This window comes from Bradyrhizobium sp. KZN70725 (assembly GCF_055264925.1).
Map to the genome: position 1 here is coordinate 42,786 of NZ_JBUYWT010000030.1, position 24,236 is coordinate 67,021.

The following is a 24,236-nucleotide window of genomic DNA, read 5'->3' on the forward strand; positions in this document are numbered from 1 at the left end:
ACTGAATCACCGATATCTCTGCGTCGCAACAGACCGCCATTTTCAACAGAATCGGCCATAAGCAAAAGTTGTAGCGGCGAGAGCAGCGAAGCTCGATTGGCATCTCACGTCGGAACGGCGATTTCGCAAACCAGCCCTTCCGCGCGCCAGTCAAAGAGCACCTTCCCGCCAAGTGGATTGATCGTCCCTTCGATGAGCCGACTACCAAATCCCTTGCGTCGGGGCGCCTTTACCCTCGGTCCGCCCAGTTCGGTCCAGCGCAGCACCAGCTGTCCATCCTCGGCGCGCGACCAGGCCAATTCTATCCGGCCTCTTGTGTTGGATAGCGCTCCATACTTGATAGCATTGGTTGCTAACTCATGCAGGACAACAGCAATCGCCTGCGCAGCGATGGGTTCTAACACCGTCTGCAGCCCCTCCATCACAATCCGCTTCTGGTGACTCTCTTCGAGGTAAGGGGCAAACTCCTGCTTGGCGATCGCCGAGACTTCGGCTCCTATCCACCGCGTTTCAACAAACAGCGAGTGAACATTTGCCATCGCTTGGATGCGCCCGCTGATCACTTCCTTGAGGCCCTCGGAGGTGTCGGACTGAGAAAGGTTGATAATTGCCTGTACGTTAGAAAGGATGTTCTTGCTTCGATGCTCCGCCTCGCGAGCCAGAATGCTAATCTGCTCCTGAGTTCGCTTCTGCTGGGTAATATCTCTAGCAATTTTTGATGCGCCGACGATGTTGCCGTGGGCGTCTTTGACAGGAGAAACAGTTAGCGAAACGATGATTGAGCTACCATCCCGACGTCGCCGGACAGTCTCGAAATGGTCGATGCGCTCACCTCGTCGGATGCGGGTTAAAATCTCCCGTTCTTCGCTGAGCCGGTCTTGCGGAATCACGAGTGTAATGGGCTGACCAATAGCCTCCGTGGCCGAGTAACCGAAAATGCGCTCGGCCGCCTTGTTCCAACTCGTAATAATGCCGTCTAGATTCTTGCTCACAATTCCATCGTCGCTGGACTCGACGATGGAGGCCAGAAGATTGGCCAATCGCTCAGCGCGCTCCAGAGCCCGCTCGCTGGCCAACGGCTTGAGTTGAAATCCCGACTCGTTTTTAGGCCCCAATGGCCGCTCCCCGAAACCCAGATGCTGCACCGCCGTTGGGCCCAATCATAACACCAAACGCAAAGAGCTGCGACGTTTCCGCTGGGTCAAAAGCCGCCCTTGGCGGTCAGACCGGGCGACTTCCGCTTTATGACCGCAAGCCAACGTTTATGAGTACACGCCTCAGATCGAGCACTTTGCGATGTTCACGTGCGCTAAAGGGCCGCGACTGCTGCCCCCCTCGATGTGCTAGCTTCACACGGAAGCGAGCGGGGGACGTGGCTATCAAGGATAGGCCATGGTTGACCAAGGACAATGGCAAGTAGCTGGAAATGCCGCTGAGACATACGAGGACGCCCTTGTTCCGGCTGTCTTCGCACCTTGGGCACCGCTCGTAGTTGCACTCGCAGACCCGCGAGCAGGTGAGCGCGTATTGGACGTCGCATGCGGTACCGGCGTGGTGGCGCGGCTCGCCGCGCAGCGAGTAGGCCCCGCCGGGAGCGTGACCGGTCTCGACCTGAATCCCGGTATGCTGGCGGTCGCCGCCTCAATCGCAGCTGCCCGCCCGACCACAAGCGCACCGATCACGTGGCAAGAGGCCAGCGCGACGAACATGCCTCTGCCTGCGGGGACATTCGATGTCGTGTACTGCCAATTGGGACTCCAGTTCTTTCCAGATCGACCCGCCGCACTGCGCGAGATGTATCGCGTGCTGGTACCTGGCGGCCGCCTCGGCTTTATGGTGTGGCAGGACATCCAATACAGTCCTGGGTTCAGCGCCTTAGCCGGTGCGCTTTCGCGGCACGTCAGCACTGAGGCGGCGAGCATAATGCGCGCTCCTTTTGCGCTCGCCGATGCCAAACAGCTACGCGCGCTTGTGGCTGCGGAAGGTTTCAGCGACATAACGATTGAGTCGGCTGCAGGAGCCGTTCGTTTTCCGTCAGTTTCGCGGTTCGTGCAGGACTATGTGCGCGGATCGCCGCTCTCAGGCCATGTGGCCAAAGTCTCGGATGAAACCCGTAGGGTCTTGGTCAGCGAGGTAGAAGACGCGCTGACGTCTCATGTCGCCGATGATGGGTTAAAGTTTCCGATAAAGGCACACCTCGCCAGTGCGGTGAAGGGAGCATAGTGGTCGGACATAGCCGATGTTCAAATGAAGGTTTCGCTGGCGCTTGCGGGTTGGGGCCGACGTCCGGGATGGTCAAAAGCCGACCACGACGCCCCGCTCGACTTTGGTCGGCTTCCCTCCCGGCTGCGGACATTGGGGCATTCTAAGAAAGGTCGGTAGCGTGCACTGCCCACGATCCGCCTGCTTCACGAAGCGCCTCATCAGCTTCCCCCCACACAATGACCAGGGAATCTTAGAAAAGCATCGACGTTTTCACACGGCCAGGGCCACAAAGCGAGCCCATTCGGTCAGGGCTGCGAGTTTGCTCTGCCTCAAGGGCGGACATCCCGGATTTATGAGTGCGTGCGTAGAGCGCGATGCGATCAGGTTGAATGGTCATAGCGAAGTCGGTGGGCTCCCGCTCGCAAGGAGTGCAGCGCGGCGGTCGAGAGACCGATTCAACCCGACCTCATCATGCTCCAGCAGGCCGTCGTCACGCCCGCGGTTCGCCGAGCGCGTGCATCAGCCGGTTGGTCTAGCCAAACAGCGCCGCCGACAACACCAGATCGAGCTATTCCAGCGTTTGAACGGCCTTGCCGAAATCAGTGCGAACATTGCCCTGCCTACTAGCGCTCCCGCAAAGTTTCCTGCCGATAGCGGCGGAGCGGCGACAACAGATAGCTCAGGATGGTCCGCGATCCCGTCTTGATCTCCACCGTGACGGCCATGCCGGGCGACAGATTGACCATTCTGTCGTCGATCTGCATTTGGGCAGAATCGAGCGAGATTCGCGCGCTGTAGTTCAGTTCCTGGCCTTTCGGCTCGCTGCTCTCGCGTGCCGTACCCAGCGCCCGATCGCCGGCGCGATCCTGCGGGCGGTCGCGGATCACGGCGTCCTGTGACACCGACAGCACCTCGCCATGCAACAGGCCGTAGCGGGTGAAATTGAAAGTATCGACCTTGATTTCGGCTTGTTGTCCGGCATGGATGAAGCCGATATCGCCGTTCGACACCATGGCCTCGATCTCGAGCCGGCTCTCGCTCGGCACCACCACAAGCAGCTGCTGCGCCGGCGTCACTACGCCGCCAACGGTGTGAACCGCAAGCTGCTGCACCACGCCGTCCACCGGCGCCGTCAACTGCTGCAGCTTCGTTCTTTGCTCGGCCTTGATCAGGTCCTGGGTGAGCCCGCTCGCTTTCTGTTCGGCCTTGGCGAGGTCGTCGGAGATCGTGTGCCGATACTCCGCTGCCACTTGGCTGCGCGTCTCGCGAATCGCTGCGATGGCCGCTTCCGTCTCGTGCAAGCGACTGGTCTGAACCACGAGTTCCTCCTGCTGCTCGACCAGGAGCTGGAACACCTCGAAATAGGTCAGCTTCGAGCCCAGTTCCTTCTCCACAAGCATCTTGCGGATATCGACGCGTGATTGAATGACCGGAATGATGGTCTCCAGCTTGTGGATCGTCGCCCCTGTCGTGGCCAGTTCGGCTTCCTTCTGAGCTTGCTGTCGCGCGAGCGCGGCGATCTTGGCGCGATGCTCCGTCACCTGATTGAGCAGCAGCTGACGCTGCGTGTTGATCAGCTCCGGATCTACGCCGGCCGACGGCATGAAATCGGCCGCTGGATTCTCCGAAAGCGCCGCGCGCAAACGTGCGATATTGAGCCGCTCGGCAAGGAGGTCGTTGCGCAGATGATCTCGCTCCGCCTCGTTCGCGGTCGGATCGAGCTCGATCAGGACATCGCCGGCCCTGACCACCTGGCCGTCCTGTACCCGAATGGAGCGCACGACGGCGGTCTCGAACGGCTGGATGATCTTGACGCGACTGCTGGGAAGGACTTTTCCCGTGGCCGACGCGACGATATCGATCATGCCCCACCAGGCCCAAGCCAGAGCCAGGCAGAACAAGACGACGATCGTACTGCCGATCGCGCGACCGAGCGGCGATGGCGGCGTCTCCACGATTTCAAGCGCGGCGGGGAGAAACGCCAGCTCTTCGCGGCGCCTCCCTCGCGGACTGCGGAACGCGATCACGTGTTGCGTTGACGGTTTAGGCGCCGCGAGTTCAGCCGACCTCATGGAATCCTCCCTGCAGCCGATGCAGCGACGCATAGCGGCCGCCGGTCTTGATCAATGTGTCGTGGCTGCCATCCTCGACCAGGCGGCCGCGATCGAGCGTCACGATGCGGTCCGCCGTCCGCACGGTCGACAGCCGGTGCGCGATCACCAGCACGGTCCGCCCGTTGGCGATATCCTTCATGTTCTGTTGAATGATTCGTTCGCTCTCATAGTCCAACGCGCTGGTCGCTTCGTCGAAGATTAGGATGCGCGGGTCGGTGACGAGGGCCCGCGCAATGGCGATCCGCTGGCGCTGGCCGCCGGATAGAGTCGAACCGCGTTCGCCCACCATGGTGTCATAGCCTTCTGCGAGTTCGAGGATGAATTCATGCGCGCCTGCAAGCCGCGCCGCCGCGATCACGCGCTCCATCGGCATCGCCGGATCGGCAAGCGCTATGTTGTCGCGCACCGAGCGGTTGAACAGCACGTTTTCCTGCAGCACGACGCCGATCTGGCGGCGCAGCCAGGTGGGCTCGGCCATCGCGAGATCCATTCCGTCGACCAGCACGCGTCCGCGTTCCGGAACGTAAAGCCGCTGGACCAGCTTGGCGAACGTGCTCTTGCCGGACCCGGAAGGTCCGACAACGCCGACGATCTGGCCTGCCGGCACCTCGAACGAGACGTCGCGCAGGACTTCCTGCCCGTCCACGCGATAGCGGAACGAGACGTGGTCGAACTTGATGTCCCCCCGAATCGCCGGCAGCCGCGCCCGCGCCGCCGAATAGGTCGGCTCGGCGGCGGTGTTAAGAATATCACCGAGCCGTGCGATCGACAGGCGCGCCTGGTGGAAATCCTGCCAGAGCTGCGCAAGACGCAGCACCGGCGTACTCACCCTGCCGGCGAGGATATTGAAGGCGACCAGCTCGCCCACGGAAAGGCTGCCGTCGATCACGAGCCTTGCGCCACAGTAGAGGATACTTGCGGTGACGAGTTTGCTGACGAGCTGCACCGTCTGGCTTATACTGTTGCCGAGGCTCAGGACCCGGAAACTCGCAGCCACATAGCCCGCCAGCTGCTCTTCCCAGCGCCGCTGCATCTGCGGCTCGACCGCCATGGCCTTGACCGTCTCGATCCCGGTGACGCTCTCGACCAGGAAGGCCTGGTTCTCGGCGCCGCGGCGGAATTTCTCGTCCAGCCGCTGCCGGAACAGCGGCGTCGCTCCGGCGGAGATCGCGATATAGAATGGGAACGAGCCCAGCACGATCCAGCTGAGCAGCGGCGAGTAGAAGAACATCACGCCGACGAAGACGAAGGTGAAGAACAGGTCGATGAGCAGCGTCAGCGCCGAACTGGTGAGGAAGCTCCGGATGTTTTCCAGCTCGCGAACTCTGGCCACCGAATCGCCGACGCGACGCGCCTGAAAATAGGCCATCGGCAAAGCCAGCAATTGCCGAAACAGCCGTGCGCCGAGTTCGACGTCGATGCGGTTGGTGGTGTGCGCGAATAAATAGGTCCTCAGAATTCCCAGCACGGTCTCGAAAGCCGAGATCGTCACCAGCCCGAGCACGAGGACATCGAGCGTGCTCAGCGATCGATGCACCAGCACCTTGTCGATGACCACCTGGAAGAACAGCGGCGAAGCCAGGCCGAGCAGTTGCAGGAAGAATGAGGCGACCAGCACTTCACCCAGCAGATGCCGGTATTTCTGGATCGCGGCGACGAACCAGCTGATGTCGAATCGCCGCGCCATGTTGGACAATCCGGCACGTCGGGTCACCAGGATCAGCTGCCCATCCCAGATGGCGAGGAGTTCGTCCCGTGACATCAATGCTGGCCGAGGCGCAAGCGGCGACTGCACCAGCACCCGGTCCGCATCTGCCTTGGCAAGGAGAAGGAATCCGCCATCGCGCAGGGACGCGATGGCGGGCAAGGGCGTGCTGCCGAGCCGTGACCAATCGGTTCGGTAGGCACGGGCCTTGAGGCCGAGATCCCTGGCGCAGCGGAGCATATCCGCTGCGCCGATCCTGTCCGTTCCCAGCCGATGCCCGATCTGTCCGGCATCGGCCGCAACGCCCTGGAGATGCAGCAGCGTTACGAGGATTTCGAGACCCGGGTCGGTCGGTCTCGCACCATTGGTTTCGATGCTCATGGTTGTTCTCCAGGACGACGCCGTCGGCGTCAGGCGGCGTGCGGCTGAGCGAGCTGCGGCTGCTGGCTCAACGCCGGCTCGGCGACGGGCATCGCGCCGTGATCCGCTCCCGCCGAGACGAAGCTCGACGCCATGAACTGGCCGAGCAGGCTCGCGCTTGCCGCCGCCGTATGCGCGAGGCCTGGCGCCGCGCCCGGGATCACGACGTTGTGTCCCGCACCGCCATCGAGGACATTCTGCGGGCTGCCGCCGAGCAGAATGTCATCGTCCGCGCCGCCACTGAGGATCTCGCTGCCGTTCCCGCCGATCAGGACATCGTCGCCGCCGCCGCCATTGGCAGTGAGCAGGATGCCGTTGCGCAGTCCGGAAGCCGAGATCGCATCGTCGCCGCCGAGGCCGTTGATGACGAGACGGTCGCCGGCGCCGACATTGGAGATGGTCACGTCCGTCGCAAGACCCGTCACCGTGATGACGCCGTTGCTTTCGGTGACATTGATCGCGTCGTCACCGTTGGTCGCATTGAGCACAACCGTGTCCGGCTGCGCGTCATTACCGCCGAGGTCGATGTTGACCTGACTGACGCTGGTGCCGGTCAGGTCGTTGACGGTGATGGTGTCCGCACCAGCTAGCGCATTGACATCGATGGTCTCGATGCCGGCGAGGTTCATCGAGACCGTGCCGACGTCGCGGGTTAGGGTGGCGCCGCTGCCCTTGGCCGAGACGGTCATGTTCTCGGTCACATTGGCGCCGTTGAACACCAGGGTGTCGTTGCCGTCACCGCCGTCGACTTTGTCGCTGCCGTCACCCGGATTCCAGACGAAGGTGTCGTCGCCCGCGCCGCCGAACAGCTGATCGTTGCCGCGGCCGCCGATGATGGTGTCGTTGCCGTCACCGCCGAGCAGCGTGTCGTTGCCGTCGCCACCGGTGATGGAGTCGTTGCCCGCACCGCCGTCTACGGTTAGCTTGATCAAGCTGGAAAGGCCGTTTCCGGCGGTGAAGACGTCGTCGCCGCCATTCATGTTGAGCACGATGTTCTCGGTGGTGCCGATATCGAGCGAGAACGGCGCCGGGCTGATGCGATCGAATCGTACGCGGGAGCCGTTGGCGGTGAGGATGAAGTTTTCGGCGCCGTTGCCGCCGTTGACCTGGGCGGTGTCGATGCCGTCGCCACCTTCCATCAGGTCGGTGCCATCGCCCGGATTCCAAACCATGAGATCGTTGCCGGCGCCGCCGAACATCTGGTCGTCGCCCGCGCCGCCAACCAGCGTGTCGCTGCCTCCGCCGCCGAACAGCAGGTCGTTGCCGCCCTTGCCGATCAGGGTGTCGTCGCCCGCGCCGCCAAACAGCCGATCGTTGCCGGAGCCGCCGGTGATGACGTCGTTGCCGGCGCCGCCGAACAGCTGAGCTGCCGGGAGTGCACCGTTGGCCTCGTCCAGCGCGATTGTGTCGTTGCCGCCGGTGCCGAACACCTGGATCAAGGAGGTGTTCGCGACCGTCGAGGTGCCCCCCGTGACCGCGACCGCGCCGCCATTCACGAGGATCGTTCCGGCCGCGGAGCGACTCACGGTGATCGAGTTGTCGAGATTGTCGTCGAACACCGACAGCAGGCCGGTGGTCGGAGAAAAGCCAGCTTTGATAGCCATGGTCGTCATCCTTCTAGAGGTTTCGAGCCCCTCGACCGATGCTTAGCCGCGAAGAGGATGACAGGCTTGAAGCCGGCCTTGAGAACGCCGTGATTTGCCTGAAGAAGCCCTGCTGATTTCCTGATTGTGCTATTGTGATCGGGCCGTGATCGCCTGAGCCCCCAGCCGGACGCGGCAAACACGCGCCGCGGCGCACCAAAGACGGGTTGCAACCACGGTCGATGCGGTCCAAATCGCGACAGGCCGTTGCGGCAGTCCGGTCCAGGATACGAGCATGCAGTTTCATTTCGCCGATTACGTGCTTGATACCAGCGCCCGCGAGCTGCGGCTCAGGTCTGAACTGATTGCAGTCGAGCCCCAGGTCTACGACCTTCTGCTCTACCTGATCGAGAATCGCGATCGCGTCGTCACCAAGGACGATCTGGTTGCTTCGGTGTGGGGCGGCCGCGTCACCTCGGATGCGACGCTGACCAGCCGCGTCTATGCCGTGCGCAAGGCGGTCGGCGACAGCGGCCAGCAGCAGAAGCTGATCCGCACCATTTCGCGCAAGGGTCTGCGCTTCGTCGGCGAAGTGCGCACGCCGCCGATGGACGACGAGCTCGGAGAGCTTTGCGCGGAGCCGGACTTGAACGAATCCAGCGAGCGAATTGCGGCATTACCTCTGCCTGACCGTCCCGCCATCGCCGTGCTGCCTTTTGCCAACATGAGCGACGATTCGGACCAGGATTATTTCTCCGACGGCATCAGCGAGGACCTCATTACCGCGCTCTCGAAGCTGCGCTGGTTCTTCGTGATCGCGCGCAACTCGTCGTTTGCCTACAAGGGCAAGTCCGTCAACATCAAAGAGGTCGGGGCGACCCTCGGCGTCGGTTATGTCATCGAAGGCAGCGTGCGCAAGGAAGGCGATCGCGTGCGCATCACCGCGCAGCTCAACGACGTCGCCACCGGCAGCCACCTGTGGGCGGAGCGTTACGATCGCAGCCTCGCCGATGTGTTTGCCGTGCAGGACGAGATCACCGAGGCGATCGTTGCGTCGATCGAGCCGCAGCTCTATGCGGCGGAGCATTTTCACTCCAAACGCAAGACCCCGGACAGCATGGACGCCTGGGGTCTGGTGATGCGGGCGATGTCGCATTTCTGGCGGATCACGCCAGCCGACTATGTCAAAGCGCAGGAACTGCTGGAGAAGGCGATTGCGATCGATCCGTACTACGGACAAGCGCTTGCCGTTCTGTCCGCCAGCCACACCTTTTGCGCCTACAATGGCTGGAGCGAGATGGCGACATCGGTGCCGATTGCCGAACGCGCGGCGCTGGCGGCAGTCCGCGCCGACAGCGAGGATCCCTGGGCGCACCATGCGCTGGGTTGCGTTCATGTGCTGCTGCGACGTTTCGACGAAGCGCTTGGCGAGTTTGAGCTGGCGCTGAAGCTCAATCCAAGCTTTGCGCTAGCGCTGAGCGTGTACGGCCTGGCGCTGACGTTCAGCGGCCATTGGAAGGAAGCCGGCGTCGCCACCACGAAGGCGTTGCGCCTCAGCCCGCGCGATCCATTTGCGGCGATCTACAACGGCATCGCCGCCCATGCCCAGTTGGTCGGACGAAATTACGAGGAGGCGATGCGCCTGGCCGGTGCCAGCATTCGGCTTCGCACCGATCATGTCTCCGGCTACCGCATGCTGACTGCGGCGGCTGCGATGGCCGGACGAGGCGAAATCGCCACGGCTGCATTGCAGGAACTGCTCCGCAGACAGCCCGATTTCTCCCTGGCCTGGATCGGGAAGAACTTGCCGTTCAAATACGAGGCCGACCGCGAGCACTATCTGGAAGCCTTCCGCCGGGCCGGCTTGAGTTAGCTTGTGCTCGTCCTGGGCTCAAAGTACCACAAATCAGGATGACCGACGAAACCTCTCCCCGCCGGCCCCAATGTCTCAGATGGGTCAACCTGAGAAGAACTCAGTAGGAGCATATGTTTTCCGCTTTGTCCCCGAAAGCGGACATTCGTCGTGGCGGTCGGGATGTCTCAGAGGGGCCGATATTGTTGCAAAAGTCGCTGTAACCGACGGATGCCCCTTTCGGCCATTCGGCAAAGTGGACCGGCTTTGATCCGCCGACCCTGCCCCTCTCTACGCAACTCCTACACTACGCGATGCACAGAGCATGAGCGGGCGGAGGTCGTGCAACGAGCGACGCGAGGCGCCTGAGATTTTGCGCGATGGCAGCCAGATCAAACTCGTCCTGTGCGCCTCTGGTCCACGCAATCGAAGCCGACCGAGCCTGAGAATGCGCTTCAGGTGCGCAAACCGCATCTCGATCTTCTTCCGCTCACGTCGCGACGTCTCGAAGCCCTCGGTGCCAACAAACGACCGGGCGACGTCCCGGGCATGCTCATGGATGTCGCGCGGGATCTTACGCGAATGTCTTCTCGTGACCCTGGCTGTGTGAAAACTCAAAAATCAGAAACGCGTCGAAGAATGATATTTTTCAGTTCGACCCTCAAAGTTCAATCCGCTTGCGCGTCAAACGATTAAAACAGTGTGGGACGAGTACTTCTTCTATCGTAATTGTGCGTCTTTGCGTTTTCACACAGCCAAGGAATGAAGCCGACCAAGGTCCAGCGGGCTGCCGATTCGGCTTTTGCAAGGCATACGAACACCGATTTTCCCGGGACGATCTGAGCGACCTCACACCTGACCTCGAGCCGGCCAAGTTGGCGGCCAGCACCTCGCTGGCCAGCACTCAGCTGTCGAGCGTTGCACCTACGCCGGTGGATTTGGGCGCAAGCTAATGCCACCACACCACGCAGTCGATTTATTCTCCTGTCTCTGAGGCCAGTCTCCAGAGAACGGGAATTTCCTTGAATTTACAGAGAGACTTTTGAGAGCTTTCAGACCCGGCGCGCCATTTGGGCCGGCTACCGGAGACTCTAAAGGATCGAAAAATGCCCCATTTCCCGGGCGTTTTGGGCCAAAGAGAAGGAAATTCTCCAAATCCGGCACTGGATGGCTGGGGTGGGAGGGATCGAACCTCCGAATGGCGGAATCAAGATCCGCTGCGGTCAACGGCGTTCGTGAAACGATAAGAAGTCGCACGGCGAACGTACCGTCGTCTTCAAGACAGCACCGGTCTATTTGCGTCGGTAACACCACCAGTAGACTTGCAGGCGCCTCCGATTGGATTCCCGCCCTCGGACCTCAGGGGCAATCTGATAGCCACCTTAGTTTAGTGACGTCTCCTGAAGATAATCAGTTTTTGGTCTGATTCTGGCTCTGCAGAATGTGTATTTCGGCGCGCGCCAAGTGGCGACGAAGTGCGGCAATTGCTTGAAGATTCACCTCGAAGGCAACGGGGCCCATCTCCTTAGTCTCCAGTCGAATGGCAGCATGTCCGTCGGAACGCAACATCGTCTCCGAACCAGTCACATTCAGGATCACAAGGTTTCGGTCCATTTTCCCTCCCATCGAACCCGTCTCCTCACGAGGACGCTTCCTCGTTGCCTAGACGAGGCAGTGCTACCGTCGGGCTTGGCTTCGGCGTAAGCAGACCCTATTCCGCCTCGCTTCACTCATTTTAGCATAAAATCGCCGTTCCGTTCCGCCAACGGACTACGCGGCTCCGCCGCACACCGCTGGATCGCGTCGGCTCTTGAGAAAATCCCGCTATTCGTCGTTAACAGGAAGTTCGTCTTAATTGATCGGCATCTACGCCGCGTTGGCAGCTAGTGAATGCGGTGAAAGCGCAAGGTTAGTGGATCATGAAGCGGATGGGGACGGACGGCGGTCTGTCGCGGTTTCAGCCCGATTTGGGGGCACCAGCGGGGGCTTTGATGTCCGGCATCGGCGCGAAATCGCGAGAGGGCTAAGTGGCCTTTGATCCAGCGAGATTGCTGGCGGCGCCAATCCGCTCAAATAGCGCTCGCGAAAGTGGCGATAGTGATCAATGCCTTCACTTGCATACTGAACGGTGCGGTCGTGATATTGGCGTTTGTCGTGTTCGTGGCCTGATCAAAGTCGAGCGAGGGTGACGCATCGCCGATCTGACTGAATGCTATCCATTACACGGCGACTTGCCCGCAAACAGCGCGATGGCATGCGCGGGCGTATTGCAGACGAAGTGCCGAAATGGCGCGACATCATCGCAAAGGCGGGGATCAAGCCGGTCTGAGCAGATCAACATTGCGCGACACGCACAGCGTGTGATCTTGCGAGCACTAGCCAGCATCCCTACGCTCCACCTCCATAACAAAACAACCAGGGAGGCGATCGTTATGACTACAAGGCGGGATTTCCTGAAAGCGGGAGCAACTGCGGCGGCAGGCATCGTGTTCTGCGGCTGCGGGCTCGTCCACAACGCAAATGCGCAGCAATCGCGCCAGCAGTTGCCGGTCACGGTCAACGGCAAACGTGTCAAGACGATCGACATTCACTCGCATTGCCATTTCCGCGAGGCGGGCGCGCTGCTCGGCGCGGACGCCGGAAAATATCAACTGCCGCCGGTCAACGGCGCCTCCGAGGCCTTTGTCGAGATCGACAAGCGGCTGGCTGCGATGGACGCGCAGGCCGTCGACATGGAGGTGCTTTCGATCAATCCGTTCTGGTACGACCGCGACCGCGATCTGGCCGGAAAGATCGTGAAAATCCAGAATGAGAAGCTCGCCGAACTCTGTGCCTCGAAGCCTGACCGGTTCGCGGCCTTCGCCTCGCTGACGCTGCAGGCTCCGGACCTTGCGGTGCAGGAGCTGGAGATGGCGGTGAAAAAGCAGGGGCTGAAGGGCGCTGCGATCGGCGGTGTCGTCGACGGCGCCGAATTCTCAAATCCGAAGTTTCATCCGGTATGGGCCAAGGCCGAGGAACTCGGCGTTCCCCTGTTCATCCATCCGCAGGGCGTGCCCGAGCTCAACAAGCGGCTCTCCGGCAATGGGTGGCTTGGCAACACGATCGGCAATCCGCTCGAGACCACGATCGCACTCTCCCATTTGATCTTCGAGGGCACGCTCGATCGCTTCCCGGGGCTGAAAATCATCGCCGCACATGGCGGCGGTTATCTCGGCTCGTACGCCGACCGCTCGGACCATGCCTGTCTGGTTGGACCCAAGGGATGCAATCCGGAGATCAAGCTCCAGAAGGCGCCGGCGGAGTATCTGAAGCAGATATATTTCGACTCTCTGATCTTCACGCCGGAGGCGATCCGGCACCTCGCCGCCCAGGTCGGCGCCGGCCAGATCGTGCTGGGAAGCGACTATCCCTATCCATGGCAACTGGCGCCGGTCGACCACATCTTCGCCTCGTCGTCGCTGAGCGACGATGACAAGGCCAATATTCTCGGGCGGACCGCAGCAAAGCTGCTTGGAGTAGCCGCGTGAGGACGGCTTGCTGTTGAACAAGCGCCTGTCGTCGCGCCTTGCGCGACGACGGCATCAACGATCAGTAGGCCTTCACCGTCCGGATCTCGCTGCCCGGCCGCACCGTTGGTGCCACCTGCGCGATATTGGGTATCGGATCAGTGTAGACGGCGTCGGTTCCGACGAACTCCGCTTGCGCCGCGTCCGATATCCATCTGACCGCAGCCGGGTGACTGACCAGCATCCCGATCAGCGCAACGATGACGAGCAGCGGCAGCGCGACAAGCTTGATGCTGAAGCTCTGGTAATTGTGCTGTGGGTTCTGCCGCCGCTTGTCGAAAGAGCTCTGCATGGATTCCTCCATATTGTGCTCCCCTGACGCGTCACTTACCGCAGCGCACGCAAGGCCGATGTGAATGGCTTCACAGGCCTTGTTCAGCTCACCGTTTCGTGAAATGCGCGACCGACCGGGCAGCCGGCGCGACTACTCGCCGTCGTTCGCCCCGGCGTCGACCAGTTCCTGGAGCGTCTCAGGCTTCAGCACGACGATCGCGCCATGCTCGAGCCTGACCCAACCGCGTATCGCCCACGCGCGGAGCTGCTTGTTGATGCTCTCGCGCGTCATCCCGACCATCTCGCTGATCTCCTGCTGGGTGATCGAGATGGCGCGTCCTTGCGGCTTGTGCTTGTCGCTCAGGCGCAGCAGCGCGCTGGCCAAACGGCCGGGCAGGTTCTGCAGGATGATCTGCTCGACCTGATCGCTGGTCCGGCGCAGTCTTTCACAAAGCAGCTCGATGAACTTCATCGCAAGCGTCGGCTGGCTGCGCACGAACGGAATGAACTCGCGCCGGTCAATGACGAACAGCTCGCAATTGGTGTTGGCGGTGGCATCGGCCGTCCGCGACAAGCCGTCGAGCAGCGCGATCTCACCGAATATCTCTCCGGCCTCGATCAGGTTCAAAATCGCGTTGCGACCATCCGGCGACGAGATGCTGATCTTGACCGTGCCCGAGATCACCGCAATCAGGCTGGTGCCTGGATCGCCCTTGGAAAAGATCGTCGTGCCCCGCTTCAGCGTTGTGTGCTTGGCGTAGCGGCAGAGCTGTTCGAATGCCTCGGGCTCGAGATCGGCGAAATAGGGATGCTTGCGCAACACCGACAGCTTGTTGTTCGAAAACAACGGCGCGCCGGAAGTTCGTTCTATGGGCGGCGCTCCGGTCATCGTGATCCAGACTGATTGTGTTGCGTTCAATCGGCCCGCCAGCACAGCGGACGCCGACAAAGCCATCGATCAATGAAAGCAGACAGAAGTATAGCCCCCCCGGGGGCCTACAGCAACAAAGGGACCGAGCCGGCGCATTGGGAGGCATCCAAGGTACAATTTGGAATAAATCTGCGTCGATGCAACGCTCAATTGCAGGCGACGGGCTGCCCTTGATCCGACATGCCCGACCGATCCGCGACAATCTCGCCTGGCAAGATCCCGTCGGTGCGAGGGGTCAACGCGGCCAGCTCACAGCAGCTTGCCGTCCGGCCCAAAGAACGGATGCGGCCCGTCAAACTGACCGATCGGGACCTGGTGCGTGACCAATTGTCCAAAATCCGGACCGGGAAACCACGTGTGCAAATGAAATGCCGGCGGTTCCACCTTGAACGACGGTTCGCGGAGCTGTCCGAGGTCCAGGTCAACCGCATGGTTCGGCGCGGGGCACAATGTCGCGGGAATCCCGGCGAAGGAGGTCAGCATGGCACGATGGACGTGCCCGCAGCCGATCAAACGCACCCGCGGATGGCGCCTGACGATTGCTGCCAGTTCTGCGGCATTGAAAAGGTCCTGGCGGTCCATGTGCCAGATGCCGCCCTTGAACGGCGGGTGATGCAGGAAAAGCAGCGCGGGCCGGTCTGCTGCCGCCAGTGTCGCGTCCAGCCATTGCAGCGTCGACGGTTCGAGCATGCCATGAGGCTTCCCGGCAACGCTTGAGTCAAGCAGCAGCAGATCGAGGCCATTCATCTCGATCTTCTGGTCGAGCGGGCCTGTCGCGTGAACATAGGGTGCGGCAGGAAACGCGGCGCGCATCCACGCACGCGAATCGTGATTGCCGGGAATTCCGGCAAACGGAACGCGCAACGGCGCGAGCAGTCGTTTGAGATGGTCGTATTCCTCGACGGACGGCGTATCGACAAGGTCGCCCGAGATGACGACGAAATCGGGCGCCGGCTCGAATCCATTGATCGCCGCCACGCAGCGTTCAAGCGCCTTCGCGGTATCGACCCGGCCATAGGCCAAGGCTCCCGGCGGCTTGATGTGGAGGTCGGAAATCTGGGCGATGAGGACCGGTTTCGACGGCATCGATCAATCTCGTGGTTCGGAGGGAAGCAGACGGACAGCGTCGGGCGCAATCGAAAGCCCGACACGATCGCCGATCCTGGCTTGAATCGTGTTGGGAGCGTCGACATTGAGCGGCTTGCCCGATGCATCACTCACGACGAGCCGCTGCCGGTCGCCGATGAAGCTGACGGAATCGACGATTCCCGAGAGTATCCCCTCGCCCGCCTCCGTCACGCGAATGGTTTCGGGGCGGATCATGACGGTCGCGTTCGCATTCGTCGCGCCACCCTCGATCGGCAGTCGCCCCCCGGGCAGGACCAATGCGCCGTTCTCGAGCGGAGCCTCCACAATGTTCGCCGCTCCGATGAACTCCGCCACAAACCGGTCCTTCGGCGCGAAGTAGACCTCGCGGGGCGTACCGATCTGGGCGATTGCGCCTTTCCGCATCACGACAATCCGGTCGCCCAATTCCATGGCTTCGGACTGATCGTGGGTGACATAGATCGTCGTGATCCCAAGCGCTCGCAACAGCCGGTTGAGCTCGCTGCGCAGCCGGTCCCGCAACGCGGCGTCGAGCGCGGTCAAGGGCTCGTCGAGCCGCAAGATGCCGGGCCGGATCGCGACGGCGCGCGCCAGTGCAACGCGCTGACGCTGGCCGCCCGAAAGCTGGTCGATGCGGCGATTCTCCAATCCCGTGATGTTCGTCAGAGCAACCAGCTCGGCGACGCGTGCGGCACGCTCGCCCCTGGCAACACCGCGGATCTTCAGCCCGTAGGCGATATTGTCCGCCACCGTCATGTTGGGGAACAGGGCGTAGGACTGGAACACCATCCCGACATTGCGCCGCTCGATCGGGACCGAGGTCATGTCCTTGCCGTCGAACAGGACCTTGCCGCCGACATCCGGCAGCTCGAGGCCCGCGATGATGCGCAGCATCGTGGTCTTGCCGCAGCCGGACGGCCCAAGCAGCACCAGCGTCTCGCCACGCGCAATGTCGAGGGTCGCGGGATCGAGCGCGCGCGTGCCGTCGGCAAAGGTCTTGCCGCACGCCTCGATCCGCACCGCTGCGCCATGCCCGGCCGTGCTCATCGCTTGTGATCCCTGTCGGCCAATAGCTGCATTGCGACCAGCAGCGGAATGATCATCACGAAGAAGATCAACGTATAGGCCGACGCCACTTCGAGCCGCATCGAGGCGTAGCTGTCGGCGAGCCCGATCGGCAGTGTCTTCGTCAACGGCGTATGCAGCATCCAGGTCAGGTTGAATTCACCGAGCGACAGCGTGACCACCATTAGCGCGCCGGCGAGAATTCCGGGTAGCGCGTTCGGCACGATGACGTCGCGGAAGCGTCGCCATGGCGATGCCCCGAGCGAGGCCGCCCCCTCATCCAGCGTCTTGATGTCCACGGTCGCGAACACCGCCATCACCGACCGCACCATGAACGGCATGGTGAAGATCACGTGTCCAACCAGGATGAATAGCCAGGAACGGCGAAAGTCGCCGAAGCTGCCATAGGCGAGCAGCAGTGCGAGCGCTATCGCAAGCCCGGGGATCGCCAAAGGCAACGTGATGATCTCCTCGACGATGCGCGCAAGCCGGCCTCCCCGCGCATGCAGCGCATAGGCTGCGGGAACGCCGGCAAGCAGTGTGACGGCAAGGGTCGCGAATGCGATCACGAAAGAGAGCAGGATGGTGCCGGCATAGAGCTCCCAGACCTGCGCGACCCATTGCAGGGTCACGCCGGACTGGATGCCCCGGAAGTAGTTCACGGTGACGCCGGCGGAGATCGAAAGCCCCGCAGGCACCACCAGGAATGCCGCCACGAGCAGCGTGAAGATGAACTGGCCGGTGAAGATCAAGCGATCGCGCATGCGTTCACCCGGCCGCCGCGACCGCGCTGCCGCTGAACGAGCGGGCGAGCGCGAGGATGAGCCAGGTGATCAGGCCAAGTCCCACCGACAGCGCGGCCGAGGTCGCGAAATTGGCGGCCAGCGTGAACTCGGTATAGATCAGCATCGGCAGCACATCGATATTCGTCGCCAGCGTAAACGCAGTCCCGAAGGCGCCCATCGCGGTCGCAAATGCGATCGCGCCGGACGCAACGAAGGCCGGCGCCAGCGCCGGCAGCACGACGTCACGCTGGACCGCCCAGGGGCTGGCGCCGAGCGAACGCGCGGCTTCTTCCAGACCGACATCGAGCTTCTGCACGGCCGCCATGATGGTCAGGATCACGCGCGGGATCGAGAAGTAGAGATAGCCGAGGAACAGCCCGTAGATCGAATAGGCGAAGACGAACTTCTCGCCGAAGATCCGGTTCGACAGATCGCCGATCAGCCCCTGCCGCCCCGCCAGCAGGATGATCATGAAGCCGACCACCACGCCGGGAAACGCCAGCGGAAAGGTCAGCATCGCGATCAGCACGGCCCGCCCGGGAAAGCGGTGCCGCCGCAGAAACATTCCGGCGATCGTCGCCACGATCAGCGTGACGACGGTCGTTGCCGCCGCCAGGAGCACGGTATTGATCAGCGTCGCGCGATAACGAGATTCGGTCAGGATGGCGAGATATCCGGCGAGCCCGTGCGGTCCTTCGGCACCCGCAACCACCAGCCGTGCCATCGGCAGCAGGAAGAATGCCGTGGTCACGACCGCGAGCGGCAGCAGGCAGAGCCAAACGAAGGATTTTTGCGACATCGGAAGAATGGTGCCCCGGCGAAGGGCACCATATTGCCTCAGCGAACCTCGGCGAGATAGCGGTCGACGAAGGCTTTTTGCACGTTTTCCATCTCGCCCCAGTCGACGCTCTTGGCGCGGGCATAGTCGCTGTCGGGGAGGAATTTCCCCTTCACGGAAGCCGGCAGCTCGATCGGGCGGGCCGGACGCAGATAGGCATTGGTCCAGATCGCCTGCCCCTTGTCGGACAAGAGATAGTCCATCACCTTCTTGGCCTTCTCCTTGTCGGGCGCGTTCTTTACGAGACCAACGACATAGGGAAACACCACCGACCCCTCGCAGGGAATCACAAACTCGAAGTTGCCCTTCTCCGAATATTTCGCGCGATAGGCATTGAAGTCGTAGTCGAACAGGATCGGCATCTCACCGGAGACGACGCGGGCATACGACGTCTGCTTGGGTACGATCGGATCGTTCTTGCGCAGCTCCTTGAAGAAGCCGATCGCCGGATCGAAGTTGCCTGGCGAGCCGCCGAGCGCCAGATTGACGGCGACCGCGCCGACATAGCCGACCGCCGCCGACGACGGGTCGAGATAGCCGACCATCCCCTTGTAGTCGGGCTTCAGGAGATCCTTCCAGCAGGCCGGCACCGGCTTGCCGCCAAGCGCATCCTTGTTCACGAACAGGCCGAGCGTGCCGGAGTGGATCGTGGTCCAGTAGCCATCGGGATCCTTGAGGCCAGCCGGGACCTGATCCCAATGCGCCGGCTTGTAGGGCTCGAGCGCATCCTGGGCCTTGGCCTTCATGCCGAAGGTCACGCCGAAATAGCCGATATCACCGACCGGATTGCTCTTCTCGGCCAGGATCTGGGCCAGCGCCTGGCCGGAATTCTTGTTGTCATGCGGGATATCGTAGTTGAGATCCGCCTTGATCGCCTTCAGCATGGAGGCCCAGTCCGCCCATTCCGGCGGACAATTGTAGCAGATCACGTCGGCCGCCCTGGCGGATTGCCACGGCGCGATCAGCATCAGCGCCAGCAACGCAAGGACAAGGCGGACGGTCTTCATGGGAGGCTCCGGTCTGGGAGAGGATGCAATGAGGATTTCAACATCAAGCGGAGGACCAAGTATAGGCCGCGTATGAATGTTTTGCGACGCGCTTGCTGCCGTGCAGCAAATGCAACGGCCGCCCCGATGCCGACCATCGGGTGCTCGCGGCAACCACTGGTTTCGCGCTAGGCTGACGGCCGAAAGAGGAAGCCCATGTACCAGCCGCCCGGCGTCAACACATCGCCTGATCTGCCCGTTCCCGGCCTGATGCAGGCCTGGGTCCTTGGTGACCCCGGCCAGCTCCTGCTTTGCGAAAAGTCGACGCCGGTCCCCTCGCATGCCGAGGTGCTGGTGCGCATCGACGCGGTTGCGATCTGCGCCACCGATCTCGAAATTATCCATGCCGGGTCGCCGGCAAGCATTCAGGGCGGCCTGCCCTTCAACAAGAACTTCACGCCAGGCCACGAATACATGGGCACGGTCGCCGCACTCGGACCGGACGTTGACGAATTCAGGATCGGTGAGCGAGTCAGCGTCGAGATCCATGCCGGCTGCGGTCAATGCAAACGCTGCCGCCAGGGCATGTACACATCCTGTCTCAACTATGGAAAGCCGGAGAAGGGCCACCGCGCCAACGGCTTTACGACCGACGGCGGATTCGCGGAGTACGCAGTCAACCACATCAATACGCTGGCGCGCGTACCGGATAGCATGAGCGACGCGGAGGCGACGCTCGTGGTGACCGCAGGCACGTCGATGTACGGCTTGACGGAATTGGGAGGATTGGTGGCCGGCGAGAGCGTCGTGGTGATCGGCCCGGGGCCGATCGGACTTCTCGCAGTTGCCGTGGCCAAGGCGCTTGGCGCAAGCCCGGTGATTCTGACCGGCACGCGCAACAAGCGGCTGGCGATCGGCGGGGAATTGGGGGCCGACCGCGTCATCAACATCAACGACGAAGACGCCGTTGAGGTCGTGAAGCAACTAACAGGGGGAATCGGCGCGGACTATGTCGTCGAATGTGCCGGCACCGAAGCGACACTCAACCAGGCCATTCACATGACCAATCGTGGCGGCAAGATTTGTCTGGCCGCCTTCCCACACGAGGCTGCGACGCTGGACATCGCGCATCTCGTGCGAAACAACATCTACGCTTACGGGATCCGCGGCGAGGGCCGCAGCGCCACTCGCCGCGCCATGGAATTGATGGCGACAAAGCGGTTCGACGCGACGAGGATCCACACGCATACGTTTCCGCTGGCCGACCTGCCGACGGCGCTCCGATATGCACGGGATCGCGTGGATGACGCGATCAAGGTCGTCGTCACCGTTCGCAAGGCCGACGCGATCGCGCGCGCTGCGGAGTAAGGTCCGTTCGCGCCGGCGGGAGACCGGACAGCCCGCTCACACCGAACAATATCGTTCCTTGATCTCGTCGTCGGCCAGCAGGGCCTGCGCCGACGCCTGGTGCACCACCGCCCCCTGATCAAGGACGTAGGCACGATCGGCGATGCCGAGCGCGAGCTCGACATTCTGCTCAACCAGCAGCACCGTCGTTCCCTGCGCCTTCATGTTGCGGAATAGCTCGAACATTTCGTCGACCAGGACCGGCATGATGCCCTCCGAAGGCTCATCCAGCATGATCAGGTCGGGCTTTGCGATCATCGCCCGCGCGATCGCCAGCATCTGCTGCTCGCCACCGGACATCGTGACCGCCTCCTGGTCCATGCGCTCGGCCAGCCGTGGGAATACTCCTGCGATCTCGTCGATCAGCTCGGCTTCCCGCTTCTTCGCCGGCGACGCCACCAGCCCGAGCCGCAAATTTTCCCGGACCGACAATCCCTGCACAATCCGCCGCTCTTCGGGAACATAGGCAAGTCCCAGCGCGAAGCGCACATGCGCCGGCCGGCTCAGCAGCTCCTTGCCCTTGAAGGTGACCGAGCCGCGCGTTCGTCCCATCAACCCCATGATCGATTTCAGCGTCGTCGTCTTGCCGGCTCCATTGCGACCGATCAGGCAGACGATCTCGCCTTTGGTCACTTCGAGAGTGATGTCCTGTAGCGCGTGACTTGCGCCGTACCAGGCATTGAGCTTGCTGATCTGCAGCATTCGTCAATGCTCCCGCTGGCCGAGATAGACCCGCTTGACCGCCTCGTTCTGCCGGACCTCCTGCGGCGTTCCTTCGGCGAGAAGTTCTCCGTGATGCAGCACGAGGATGCGATCGCTGATCCCGAGCACCAGCTTCATCTTGTGCTCGACGAGGATGACCGTACGCTCCTTTGCGAGCTTCACGATCAGATCCATCATGGTCCGGGTTTCCTCCGGGCTCATGCCGGCCGTCGGCTCGTCCAGCAACAGCAACCGGGGTTTGCTGGCAAGTGCCATGCCGATTTCCAGCGCCCGCTGCTCGCCATGGGCCAGCGTCTTGGCGGCACGTTCGCGAGATTCCCACAATCCGACCAGGGCAAGCAGCTCGTCCGCCCGCTCGACCAGCTCGGTCAGGCGCGCGCGGGGACGCCAGATATCGTATCTCGACACCAGGGCCTGCAGACCGACGCGGATGTTTTCACGGGTCGTGAGCTGCGGAAACACGCTGGTGATCTGAAAGGACTTTGCGATGCCCATATGCGCAAAGCGATGCTGCGGCAGGCCGGTGACCTCCTTCCCCTCGAATTCAACGCTGCCTTTGGTGGGCGCAAACGCGCCGCACAGCAAATTGAAATAGGTGCTCTTGCCGGCCCCGTTCGGACCAATAATGGAGGTGATCGCTCCTCTGGAAAACTCCGCCGAGATATTGTTCAGCGCGACAAACTTCCCGAACGTCTTGCCGACGCCCCTGGTGCGCAGAATGATTTCCTTGGTTTGGCGTTCCGAGGCGCTCATCGCCTGCCTCGCGCGATCAGTGTGCCCCAGATGCCGGCGGGGAAGAACAGCACGCAGGCAATGAAAATGGCGCCAACGATCAGTTGCCAGTGAACCGTCCACACGGAGACCACGTTCTCCAGGACCAGGAAGACGGCGGCGCCGATCATCGGTCCGAAGAACGTTCCCATACCGCCCAGCAATGCGATCATCACGACCAGGCCCGACGTCTCGTAGTGCAGGATCTCGATCGGAACGATCGACAGATGCAGCGCCTGCAAGGCTCCCGCGAGACCGCAGAAGCCGCCAGACAAGACGAAGGTCAGCAATCGGGTCTTGGTGACGTCATAGCCTGACGCGCGGGCCCGCATCTCATTCTCCCGCACGGCCTCAATGACGGCGCCAAAAGGCGAGGCAAGAATGCGCGACATCACGAAAAAAGCGGCAATCACGAAAGCCGCGATGACATAGTAACGGATCATCGGATTGATGAAGTCGAGCCGCAAGCCGAACAGATCGATGGTGCGGACGTTGATGCCGCGGAGGCCGTTTTCGCCACCGGTCAGGTCGACCGCCTGATAGAACAGGTAGTAGACACATTGCGAAAGCGCCATCGTTACCATCGCGAAGTAGATGCCGCGGGTCCTGATCGCGAGCACGCCAATCAACGATGCCATCAACAGGCCGCCGGCGATCCCGGCCGCGATGGCCGCATACCATGGCCAGCCAAAATGCACGATGGCGATGCCACAGAGGTAGGCACCGGTCCCGAACAGCGCGGCATGACCAAACGACAGCAGACCGAGATAACCAAACACGAGGTTGAAGCCGACAGCGTACAATCCATAGATCAGGATGTTCACCGCGAGAGCCGTAAACGGCATCAACAACGGGAAAATCAGGATCACCGCGGCCACAATGCTGGCGCGATGCCGCGTTGCGAATTCGTACCAACTGCCCGTCGTGGCACGAGACTGTTTGACGGATTCGGTGGCTCCGGTCATCCCTGGCTCTCAGCTCATCAGTCCGGCGCGGCCGAAGAAGCCTTGGGGACGAACGATCAGGACGATGGCCATCAGGGCAAAGATCGAGACCTTGGCCATCTCGGGCGCAAACAGCGAGGTCATGCTGACCACCACACCAACGAGGAGGCCCGCCAGTACGGCGCCACCGATCGAACCCATGCCTCCTACGACCGTAACCACGAAAGCCTCGGCGAGAATCGTGCCGCCCATCTCGGGAATGACGCCTTGAAGCGGGGCAGCCAGCAGCCCGGCAAAGCCCGCAATCGCGGTGCCTATCCCGAACACGATCAACCAGACCCTGGAAACGTCGACCCCGAGGACGCGGACGATCTGCGGATCGCGCGCGCCGGCGCGGATAATGAGTCCGAAGCTAGTTTTTTCCAGAAACAGCCAGAGCGCCAACAGAACGACGGCCGTCGCGCCGATCACGAACAGGCGGTAAAGTGGAAAATATCCGACACCGATGTCGACAGCCCCCTGCAGAAGCTCAGGCGTGTCGAAGGGATAACCGGTCTTGCCGAAGGCAATGCGCACGCATTCGACCATGACGTAGCTCAGCCCGAAGGTCAGCAGCAGCGGATAATCGATGCCGCGGCCGTAAAGCGGCCGGATCAGCACGCGCTCGACGGCAAGGCCGAACAGCCCGATCAGAAGCGGTACCGCCAGCAAGCAGAGCCAGAAATTGCCGCCGATCGAAATCAGGTACAGCCCGACATAGGCGCCGACCATGTAGAACGCGCCATGGGCGAAGTTGACGACGGTCAACATCCCGAAGATCAGCGAGAGGCCGATCGCAAACAGCACGTAGATCGCGCCGAGCGCCAGCCCAGCGAATAGTTGCAGTGCAATCAGGTCAAAGCTCAGGCCCGCCATTTGTCCCCCTCAGCACGCGCACCGCCCCGCGGTGCGCGTCGGCGCA

Annotated in this window: 21 protein-coding genes and 1 pseudogene; 5 read left to right on the forward strand and 17 right to left on the reverse strand. The window is 62.0% G+C overall.

Annotated elements, in window-relative coordinates:
• Window positions 1-104: 104 nt before the first annotated feature.
• Window positions 105-1,040 carry a PAS domain S-box protein gene (locus ACZBJS_RS25660; RefSeq protein WP_463439426.1) on the reverse strand — a complete coding sequence of 312 codons (936 nt, stop codon included), beginning with the start codon at window positions 1,038-1,040 and terminating at the stop codon, window positions 105-107.
• Between the two features lie 352 nt (window positions 1,041-1,392).
• Here ACZBJS_RS25660 and ACZBJS_RS25665 point away from each other — a divergent pair, with 352 nt between their 5' ends.
• A complete protein-coding gene (locus tag ACZBJS_RS25665; RefSeq protein ID WP_463439427.1) occupies window positions 1,393-2,223 on the forward strand; it encodes a methyltransferase domain-containing protein in 831 nt (276 codons plus the stop codon).
• 605 nt (window positions 2,224-2,828) lie between these two features.
• Here the strand turns inward: ACZBJS_RS25665 and ACZBJS_RS25670 are convergent.
• From ACZBJS_RS25670 to ACZBJS_RS25680, 3 genes are read right to left on the reverse strand one after another with little or no spacing between them, the layout of a single operon-like run.
• Window positions 2,829-4,277 (reverse strand): HlyD family type I secretion periplasmic adaptor subunit, encoded by a 1,449-nt coding sequence (locus tag ACZBJS_RS25670; protein ID WP_463439428.1) that lies wholly within the window; start codon window positions 4,275-4,277, stop codon window positions 2,829-2,831.
• The gene (locus ACZBJS_RS25675) at window positions 4,264-6,405 is read right to left on the reverse strand and encodes a type I secretion system permease/ATPase (protein ID WP_463439429.1); all 2,142 of its coding nucleotides are present in this window, start codon (window positions 6,403-6,405) and stop codon (window positions 4,264-4,266) included. Before ACZBJS_RS25675 ends, ACZBJS_RS25670 begins: the two co-directional genes overlap by 14 nt.
• A 29-nt stretch (window positions 6,406-6,434) precedes the next feature.
• Window positions 6,435-8,048: a calcium-binding protein gene (locus tag ACZBJS_RS25680; RefSeq protein ID WP_463439430.1), complete on the reverse strand. Its 1,614-nt coding sequence runs from the start codon at window positions 8,046-8,048 to the stop codon at window positions 6,435-6,437.
• Between the two features lie 274 nt (window positions 8,049-8,322).
• On the opposite strand from ACZBJS_RS25680, the gene ACZBJS_RS25685 reads away from it, so the two are divergent.
• The gene (locus tag ACZBJS_RS25685) at window positions 8,323-9,900 is read left to right on the forward strand and encodes a winged helix-turn-helix domain-containing protein (RefSeq protein WP_463439431.1); all 1,578 of its coding nucleotides are present in this window, start codon (window positions 8,323-8,325) and stop codon (window positions 9,898-9,900) included.
• Between the two features lie 286 nt (window positions 9,901-10,186).
• Here the strand turns inward: ACZBJS_RS25685 and ACZBJS_RS25690 are convergent.
• Together ACZBJS_RS25690 and ACZBJS_RS25695 are read right to left on the reverse strand one after the other, a co-directional pair.
• Window positions 10,187-10,461: pseudogene (locus tag ACZBJS_RS25690) on the reverse strand (transposase); the annotation flags it as partial.
• Between the two features lie 828 nt (window positions 10,462-11,289).
• Entirely contained in the window at window positions 11,290-11,493 is a 204-nt protein-coding gene (locus ACZBJS_RS25695) for a hypothetical protein (RefSeq protein ID WP_016843872.1), read from the reverse strand.
• Window positions 11,494-12,311: 818 nt separating this feature from the next.
• Here ACZBJS_RS25695 and ACZBJS_RS25700 point away from each other — a divergent pair.
• Window positions 12,312-13,406, forward strand: coding sequence for an amidohydrolase family protein (locus ACZBJS_RS25700; protein WP_463439432.1), 1,095 nt, complete (start codon window positions 12,312-12,314; stop codon window positions 13,404-13,406).
• 61 nt (window positions 13,407-13,467) lie between these two features.
• Here ACZBJS_RS25700 and ACZBJS_RS25705 read toward each other — a convergent pair whose 3' ends face one another.
• Both ACZBJS_RS25705 and ACZBJS_RS25710 read right to left on the reverse strand, forming a co-directional pair.
• A complete protein-coding gene (locus ACZBJS_RS25705; RefSeq protein WP_168856014.1) occupies window positions 13,468-13,737 on the reverse strand; it encodes a hypothetical protein in 270 nt (89 codons plus the stop codon).
• 132 nt (window positions 13,738-13,869) lie between these two features.
• Complete coding sequence (locus ACZBJS_RS25710; RefSeq protein ID WP_463439433.1) at window positions 13,870-14,541, reverse strand: Crp/Fnr family transcriptional regulator; 672 nt, start codon at window positions 14,539-14,541, stop codon at window positions 13,870-13,872.
• Between ACZBJS_RS25710 and ACZBJS_RS25715 the strand changes: the two genes are divergently transcribed.
• Window positions 14,531-14,683 (forward strand): hypothetical protein, encoded by a 153-nt coding sequence (locus tag ACZBJS_RS25715; RefSeq protein ID WP_233442928.1) that lies wholly within the window; start codon window positions 14,531-14,533, stop codon window positions 14,681-14,683. The two genes, ACZBJS_RS25710 and ACZBJS_RS25715, sit on opposite strands and share 11 nt — an antisense overlap.
• 215 nt (window positions 14,684-14,898) lie before the next feature.
• On the opposite strand, the gene ACZBJS_RS25720 is transcribed toward ACZBJS_RS25715, so the two are convergent.
• From ACZBJS_RS25720 to ACZBJS_RS25740, 5 genes are read right to left on the reverse strand one after another with little or no spacing between them, the layout of a single operon-like run.
• Window positions 14,899-15,735, reverse strand: coding sequence for a phosphodiesterase (locus ACZBJS_RS25720; protein WP_463439434.1), 837 nt, complete (start codon window positions 15,733-15,735; stop codon window positions 14,899-14,901).
• Window positions 15,736-15,738: 3 nt separating this feature from the next.
• Complete coding sequence (locus ACZBJS_RS25725) at window positions 15,739-16,803, reverse strand: ABC transporter ATP-binding protein (RefSeq protein WP_463439435.1); 1,065 nt, start codon at window positions 16,801-16,803, stop codon at window positions 15,739-15,741.
• The gene (locus ACZBJS_RS25730) at window positions 16,800-17,585 is read right to left on the reverse strand and encodes an ABC transporter permease (protein ID WP_028336858.1); all 786 of its coding nucleotides are present in this window, start codon (window positions 17,583-17,585) and stop codon (window positions 16,800-16,802) included. The genes ACZBJS_RS25725 and ACZBJS_RS25730 overlap by 4 nt, the downstream gene beginning before the upstream one ends.
• Before the next feature lie 4 nt (window positions 17,586-17,589).
• Window positions 17,590-18,405: an ABC transporter permease gene (locus tag ACZBJS_RS25735; protein WP_463439436.1), complete on the reverse strand. Its 816-nt coding sequence runs from the start codon at window positions 18,403-18,405 to the stop codon at window positions 17,590-17,592.
• A 38-nt stretch (window positions 18,406-18,443) separates the two neighbouring features.
• Window positions 18,444-19,451 (reverse strand): ABC transporter substrate-binding protein, encoded by a 1,008-nt coding sequence (locus tag ACZBJS_RS25740; protein ID WP_463439437.1) that lies wholly within the window; start codon window positions 19,449-19,451, stop codon window positions 18,444-18,446.
• Between the two features lie 333 nt (window positions 19,452-19,784).
• Between ACZBJS_RS25740 and ACZBJS_RS25745 the strand changes: the two genes are divergently transcribed.
• Window positions 19,785-20,798 carry a zinc-dependent alcohol dehydrogenase gene (locus ACZBJS_RS25745; RefSeq protein WP_463439438.1) on the forward strand — a complete coding sequence of 338 codons (1,014 nt, stop codon included), beginning with the start codon at window positions 19,785-19,787 and terminating at the stop codon, window positions 20,796-20,798.
• Window positions 20,799-20,834: 36 nt separating this feature from the next.
• Here ACZBJS_RS25745 and ACZBJS_RS25750 read toward each other — a convergent pair whose 3' ends face one another.
• Genes ACZBJS_RS25750 through ACZBJS_RS25765 form a run of 4 tightly spaced genes read right to left on the reverse strand, consistent with a single transcriptional unit; the run spans window position 20,835 to window position 24,190 of the window.
• Window positions 20,835-21,539, reverse strand: coding sequence for an ABC transporter ATP-binding protein (locus ACZBJS_RS25750; RefSeq protein ID WP_168856020.1), 705 nt, complete (start codon window positions 21,537-21,539; stop codon window positions 20,835-20,837).
• Between the two features lie 3 nt (window positions 21,540-21,542).
• On the reverse strand, window positions 21,543-22,313 hold the full coding sequence (locus ACZBJS_RS25755) for an ABC transporter ATP-binding protein (protein WP_463439455.1): 771 nt from the start codon (window positions 22,311-22,313) through the stop codon (window positions 21,543-21,545).
• Entirely contained in the window at window positions 22,310-23,296 is a 987-nt protein-coding gene (locus ACZBJS_RS25760; protein WP_076834050.1) for a branched-chain amino acid ABC transporter permease, read from the reverse strand. The genes ACZBJS_RS25755 and ACZBJS_RS25760 overlap by 4 nt, the downstream gene beginning before the upstream one ends.
• 9 nt (window positions 23,297-23,305) lie before the next feature.
• Complete coding sequence (locus ACZBJS_RS25765; protein WP_076834052.1) at window positions 23,306-24,190, reverse strand: branched-chain amino acid ABC transporter permease; 885 nt, start codon at window positions 24,188-24,190, stop codon at window positions 23,306-23,308.
• Between the last annotated feature and the right edge of the window lie 46 nt (window positions 24,191-24,236).

Bases quoted from the DNA above. Each gene is read 5' to 3' on its own strand.
- ACZBJS_RS25665 (WP_463439427.1), top strand. From the start codon at position 1,393: ATGGTTGACCAAGGACAATGGCAAGTAGCTGGAAATGCCGCTGAGACA.
- ACZBJS_RS25670 (WP_463439428.1), bottom strand. From the start codon at position 4,277: ATGAGGTCGGCTGAACTCGCGGCGCCTAAACCGTCAACGCAACACGTG.
- ACZBJS_RS25675 (WP_463439429.1), bottom strand. From the start codon at position 6,405: ATGAGCATCGAAACCAATGGTGCGAGACCGACCGACCCGGGTCTCGAA.
- ACZBJS_RS25680 (WP_463439430.1), bottom strand. From the start codon at position 8,048: ATGGCTATCAAAGCTGGCTTTTCTCCGACCACCGGCCTGCTGTCGGTG.
- ACZBJS_RS25685 (WP_463439431.1), top strand. From the start codon at position 8,323: ATGCAGTTTCATTTCGCCGATTACGTGCTTGATACCAGCGCCCGCGAG.
- ACZBJS_RS25695 (WP_016843872.1), bottom strand. From the start codon at position 11,493: ATGGACCGAAACCTTGTGATCCTGAATGTGACTGGTTCGGAGACGATG.
- ACZBJS_RS25700 (WP_463439432.1), top strand. From the start codon at position 12,312: ATGACTACAAGGCGGGATTTCCTGAAAGCGGGAGCAACTGCGGCGGCA.
- ACZBJS_RS25705 (WP_168856014.1), bottom strand. From the start codon at position 13,737: ATGCAGAGCTCTTTCGACAAGCGGCGGCAGAACCCACAGCACAATTAC.
- ACZBJS_RS25720 (WP_463439434.1), bottom strand. From the start codon at position 15,735: ATGCCGTCGAAACCGGTCCTCATCGCCCAGATTTCCGACCTCCACATC.
- ACZBJS_RS25725 (WP_463439435.1), bottom strand. From the start codon at position 16,803: ATGAGCACGGCCGGGCATGGCGCAGCGGTGCGGATCGAGGCGTGCGGC.
- ACZBJS_RS25730 (WP_028336858.1), bottom strand. From the start codon at position 17,585: ATGCGCGATCGCTTGATCTTCACCGGCCAGTTCATCTTCACGCTGCTC.
- ACZBJS_RS25735 (WP_463439436.1), bottom strand. From the start codon at position 18,405: ATGTCGCAAAAATCCTTCGTTTGGCTCTGCCTGCTGCCGCTCGCGGTC.
- ACZBJS_RS25740 (WP_463439437.1), bottom strand. From the start codon at position 19,451: ATGAAGACCGTCCGCCTTGTCCTTGCGTTGCTGGCGCTGATGCTGATC.
- ACZBJS_RS25750 (WP_168856020.1), bottom strand. From the start codon at position 21,539: ATGCTGCAGATCAGCAAGCTCAATGCCTGGTACGGCGCAAGTCACGCG.
- ACZBJS_RS25755 (WP_463439455.1), bottom strand. From the start codon at position 22,313: ATGAGCGCCTCGGAACGCCAAACCAAGGAAATCATTCTGCGCACCAGG.
- ACZBJS_RS25760 (WP_076834050.1), bottom strand. From the start codon at position 23,296: ATGACCGGAGCCACCGAATCCGTCAAACAGTCTCGTGCCACGACGGGC.
- ACZBJS_RS25765 (WP_076834052.1), bottom strand. From the start codon at position 24,190: ATGGCGGGCCTGAGCTTTGACCTGATTGCACTGCAACTATTCGCTGGG.